Origin of the sequence: Micromonospora tarensis (genome assembly GCF_016803395.1) — a bacterium.
In the GTDB taxonomy this organism is placed as follows: Bacteria; Actinomycetota; Actinomycetes; order Mycobacteriales; family Micromonosporaceae; genus Micromonospora; species Micromonospora tarensis.
On the sequence record NZ_JAEVHL010000384.1, the window covers coordinates 1 to 3,965 of the forward strand.

Consider the following 3,965-nt stretch of genomic DNA (forward strand, 5'->3'; position numbering starts at 1 on the left):
TGGCCGCCACCGCCGCCTCCGACCAGGGTGCTCAGCCCACCGGTCAGGGTGCCGAAGACCGGGGCGCCGGGCGCGCGTGGCGCGGCTGCCTGCGCGGCCCGGACCGCGTCGACCAGGGTGTGCTCCACCCGGGCCGCGCGGGCCAGCGCCGGCATCGTGGTGACCAGTGAGAGGTCGTCGGCGCGGCCGGCGTACACGCCGCCCAGCATCGGGTCGACCAGCCGTTCCACCACCTCGTCACCGAAGCGGGACCGGACCAACGCACCCACCGCGACGTCCGCGTCGGGCCCGACCAGCGGCCGACCATTGTCGATGTCGGCGTCCGCGGCCGGGCGGGCGACAGTGGCCACCCGGTCCAGATCCCCGGGTACGCCCACCAGGGTGCCGCCCGGAATGGGGCGCAGCCCTCCGTCGATCACCAGCGCGGCCTGCCCCACGGTGGGGTGCACGATCCGCTCGGCCAGCCCGAGCCGGCGGGCCAACCCCACCGCCGCGCTCTCGGCGCCGGTCGGGTCGCGCATCAGGAACGACTCCGCGCCGAACTCCACCGGCTGGCCGGCCAGCTCGCCGGTGCGCAACTTGCCGCCCAGCGCGCCGGACTGCTCGTACACCGTGATCTCGGTGTCGGCCGGCGCGCGGTCGCGCAGCCGGACCGCGGCGGCCAGCCCGGCGATTCCGCCGCCGACCACCGCCACCCGCCAGGGCTGCCGCGTCACCTTCTCAGCCCTGGTCGGCCCGGCGGCTGGACAGCTCGTGCACCAGCGCGACCACCCGGGTCAGCACCTCCGGGTCGGTCTCCGGCAGCACCCCGTGGCCGAGGTTGAACACGTGCCCGGGGGCGGCCCGACCCTGCTCCAGGATCCGGCGCACCTCGGCCTCCACCACCGGCCACGGCGCGAGCAGCACGCACGGGTCCAGGTTGCCCTGCACCGCCTTGTCCGCGCCGATCCGGCCGGTGGCCACGTCCAGCGGGGTACGCCAGTCGACGCCGACCACGTCCGCCCCGGCCTCGCCCATCGCGCCGAGCAGTTCGGCGGTGCCCACCCCGAAGTGGATCCGGGGCACCCCGGCGTGTGCCAGCCCGCTCAACACGGCGGTCGAGTGCGGCAGCACGTAGCGGCGGTAGTCGGCCTCGGAGAGCGCGCCGGCCCACGAGTCGAACAGCTGCACGGCGGACACGCCGGCCTCGATCTGCACCCGCAGGAAGGCCAGCGTCACCTCGGCCAGCCGGTCGCAGAGCGCGTGCCACAGCTCCTCGTCGCCGTACATCAGCGCCTTGGTCTTCGCGTGGGTGCGCGACGGCCCGCCCTCGACCAGGTAGCTGGCCAGCGTGAACGGCGCGCCGGCGAAGCCGATCAGCGGGGTGTCGCCCAGCTCGACCACCAGCTGCCGGACGGCCTCGTCGACGTACGGGACGTCCTCGCGGGTGATCGGGCGGATCCGCTGGACGTCGGCGGCGGTGCGGATCGGCTCGGCGACCACCGGGCCGGTGCCCGGCACGATGTCCAGGTCGACCCCGGCCGCGGCGACCGGCACCACGATGTCGCTGAACAGGATGGCCGCGTCGACGCCGTGCCGGCGCACCGGCTGGAGGGTGATCTCGGTGACCAGCTCCGGGCGGCGGCAGGACTCCAGCATCGGCACGCTCGCCCGGATCTCCCGGTACTCCGGCAGGGAGCGGCCGGCCTGGCGCATGAACCAGACCGGGGTGTGCGGGGTCGGCCGTCGTCGGCAGGCCCGGATGAAGGGCGAGTCGGCCGGTCCGCCGGGGCGGGAGTCTCCGTCTCGGGCGGCAGTGCCCGTGGTTTCCGTGGTCATCGTCGCAATCGTGCCACGCCCGCCACCCCCGTCCGGGTGGGGGTGAGAGGAAGGGCACCGTCCCTTACCCCCGGGTTGGCGCAGGCGCCCCGGGGGTGAGCGTCGGCGCGCGTCGAAGCGGGGGGCGAACGTCGGCATAGGCTGCCGACATGGCCCCCCCGATCGCGCTCCCGGAGACGTTCGCCCGCGCGGTCGCCGGGCTGCGGTCGGCGGCCCCCCGGCCGGAGATCACCCTGGAGGAGGTCGGCGCCCCCCAGCGGCTGGCCCCGTACGCATTCGCGCTCTCCGCGACGGTGCTGCGCGACGACGACGAGGTGGCGACCGGCCGGCTGATCCTGCTGCACAATCCGGTCGGGCACGAGGCGTGGCAGGGCACCCTGCGGTTGGTCACCTACGTGACCGCCGAGTTGGAGGTCGACCTGGCCGCCGACCCGCTGCTGCCCGGGGTCGGCTGGACGTGGCTCACCGACGCGTTGGAGGCGCAGGGCGCCGGCCACCGGGCGATCGGCGGGACGGTGACGCAGACCATGTCGACCCGGTTCGGCGACCTCGCCGGGCCACCGACCATCGGCGACATCGAGATCCGCGCCTCCTGGACGCCCATCGACGACGACCTGACCCCACACCTGCTCGGCTGGTGCGCACTGCTCGCCTCCACCGCCGGCCTCCCCCCACCCGGGGTGACCGCCCTGTCCGACCGTCGCCCCGCCGGCGCGGCCTGAGCGCCGAACGGGTGCGGTCCGCCCTGGTGTCCGGCCTTCGGACCGACACCTCACGGACACCTGACCGACACACGCCGGACCGGCTGCACCCGCAGGATCACCGCGCGCACTAGGGTTGGCAGGTGACCGACGAACCACCCCTGCGCCGTCGGCCCACCGAGGAACTTCCGGGAAACGCACCCCAGCACCCGCCGTCGGCCCAGCCGCAGCCGGCGGGCGAGGGGGCCGACCCGACCAACGGTGGGCCCGTTCCGCTGACCGCCCCGCGTGACGGCACGCCCGAACCGGCGGCCACCCCGGCCGAGCTCGCCGAGGTCGTGGCCCGCTTCGCGGCCGGCACCGGCCCCGTCGCCCTGGACGCCGAACGGGCCTCCGGCTACCGCTACAGCCAGCGCGCGTACCTGGTGCAGCTACGGCGGGCCGGTGCGGGCACCGCACTCATCGATCCGCTGCCCCTGCCCGACCTCAGCGCGCTGGACGCGGTCATCGGCGAGGCCGAGTGGGTGCTCCACGCGGCCAGCCAGGATCTGCCCTGCCTGGCCGAGGTGGGGTTGCGCCCGCGCCGGTTGTTCGACACCGAGTTGGCGGCCCGGCTGGCCGGCTTCGAACGGGTCGGGCTGGCCGCGCTGACCGAGCAGCTGCTCGGGTTCACGCTGGAGAAGCACCACTCGGCGGCCGACTGGTCGAGCCGACCGCTGCCCGAGTCGTGGTTGACGTACGCCGCCCTCGACGTGGAGCTGCTCACCGACCTGCGCGACGCGCTGGACGCCGAGTTGGCCCGGCAGGGCAAGTCGGCCTGGGCCGAGGAGGAGTTCGCCGCGCTGGTACGCACCGGGGCACGCCCGCCACGGGTCCGCGCGGAGCCGTGGCGACGCACCTCGGGCATCCACCGGCTGCGTGGCGCGCGCGCCCAGGCCCGGGTCCGCTCGATGTGGTACGCCCGGGACCAGATCGCCGCCCGGCGGGACGCCGCTCCCGGTCGGGTGCTGCCCGACTCGGCGATCATCGCGGCGGCCGAGCTGGACCCGAAGGACGAGAAGACCCTGCTGACCCTGCCCGGCTTCGGTGGCCGGTCGGTCCGTCGGTTGGCCCGCACCTGGCTCGCCGCGCTCGACGACGCCCGGCAGCTGCCTGACGATTCGCTGCCGGTCTCGCCGGCGGTGGAGGGTCCGCCCCCGCCGCACCGCTGGGCCGAACGGGACCCGGTGGCGGCCGGTCGGCTGGCCCGCTGCCGGGAGGTTGTGATCCGCATCTCCGGTGCGCACAACCTTCCGCCGGAAAACCTGATCACCCCGGATTCGATCCGCCGGCTGGCCTGGACCCCGCCGGAGGAGCTGAGCGAGGCGTCGGTCGCGGAGACCCTGCGCGGCCTCAACGCCCGCGAGTGGCAGATCGGCCTCCTCACCCCCGACCTGACCGAAGCCC

At 75.5% G+C, this 3,965-nt stretch carries 4 protein-coding genes; 2 read left to right on the forward strand and 2 right to left on the reverse strand.

Annotation, left to right across the window (positions count from 1 at the left end; all coding sequences use genetic code 11):
* On the reverse strand, positions 1–716 hold a 716-nt coding region (hemG, locus tag JM949_RS34290; protein WP_203152166.1), incomplete at its 3' end, for a protoporphyrinogen oxidase.
* 4 nt (positions 717–720) lie between these two features.
* A complete protein-coding gene (gene hemE, locus JM949_RS34295; protein WP_203152173.1) occupies positions 721–1,818 on the reverse strand; it encodes a uroporphyrinogen decarboxylase in 1,098 nt (365 codons plus the stop codon).
* A gap of 149 nt (positions 1,819–1,967) precedes the next feature.
* Between hemE and JM949_RS34300 the strand changes: the two genes are divergently transcribed.
* On the forward strand, positions 1,968–2,540 hold the full coding sequence (locus JM949_RS34300) for a DUF3000 domain-containing protein (protein WP_203152175.1): 573 nt from the start codon (positions 1,968–1,970) through the stop codon (positions 2,538–2,540).
* Positions 2,541–2,662: 122 nt separating this feature from the next.
* The coding region (locus JM949_RS34305; RefSeq protein ID WP_203152176.1) for a ribonuclease D at positions 2,663–3,965 on the forward strand (1,303 nt) is incomplete at its 3' end.